The organism is Salinimicrobium oceani, assembly GCF_012037645.1.
Genome location: NZ_JAAVJR010000186.1, coordinates 1 through 642 on the forward strand (window position 1 = coordinate 1; position 642 = coordinate 642).

The 642-nt window shown below is 40.0% G+C and carries 1 pseudogene; it reads right to left on the reverse strand.

Going from position 1 to position 642, the window contains the following annotated elements:
- Nucleotides 1-330: 330 nt before the first annotated feature.
- Nucleotides 331-642, reverse strand: a pseudogene (locus HC175_RS16160) (glycogen synthase); the annotation flags it as partial.

The window sequence follows — 642 nt, forward strand, 5'->3', positions numbered from 1 at the left end:
TTCTAAAATTTTAAATAAATATGTGGAATAAAATAACGCCCTTCACTTAGGAAATGAAGGAATCTTGAGAAAAAGAAGTTTCTCAGGGCGGAGTAACCGGTGAAATGAATATTTTTTTTGTGCTCGTCATAAGAGCCGGCAAAAATAGCCTTTTTTAAGCTTTATCAAAGATTTTTTCGTCCGAAGATTTAAAAAGCCGGGAAAGGAAGATTTTTGAGAACAATAGCTCCCTGGAAAAAGAAGAGAAATATTTATTCAACAGAAATTAAATCCCGGTATGATTGGAGATTAAATGCCGATCTTTCTGCCCACTGATCACTGAACACTTCCCTAAGCCACTCTTACCTCTGCCGGATTAAAGGTGTAAAGCAACTTGTAATACTCATCAACAGATTTCTTCCAGGTGAACCTCATTTTACGGGCGTTAAGCTGGATCTGTTTCCAGGTGGTTTTCTCGTGTTGGAACAGGTACAACGCTTCCTTAAAACTTTCCACCATATTGTACACCTTCTCATCATAGGTCTTTCCATCAAAGGCAAAACCGGTGTGCACGTGTTGAACTGTATCCTTTAATCCGCCGGTATGGTGGACAAGACAGGGTTGCCCGTTTCTCATAGCGAGCATCTGACTGATACCACATGG